This is a genomic window from Methylobacterium sp. C33D (assembly GCF_053345825.1).
Window position 1 is genome coordinate 1 of the sequence record NZ_JBKFAV010000220.1, and the last position, 295, is coordinate 295.

Consider the following 295-nt stretch of genomic DNA (forward strand, 5'->3'; position numbering starts at 1 on the left):
GCGGTGCGCAGCACATCGCCATGGTCTCGGGAGCCGAAGATCGAGAGCGGCGCCTGCCGTTCGAGGAGGTCGCGCGCCTCGTCCACTCGTCCGGCCTTCAGGAGCGTGGCGTAATCGAGGTCGATGACGGGCACCGAAGCCTCCAAGGCGGATCGGACCGCCCCGAAAGACTTGGCCGAGGAAAGGATGACGTGCTCGACCGCGATTTCGGTCGACGCGAAGTGGTCGGACATGATCTGATCTCCTGACTTCATGCAGCGGGCGGCTCGCCGGGCGGGCCTCGACTGCTCGTCCT

The 295-nt window shown here is 66.4% G+C and carries 1 pseudogene; it reads right to left on the reverse strand.

Annotation, left to right across the window (positions count from 1 at the left end):
- Nucleotides 1-233, reverse strand: a pseudogene (locus tag ACLBXO_RS32125) (DUF302 domain-containing protein); the annotation flags it as partial.
- Nucleotides 234-295 lie beyond the last annotated feature (62 nt).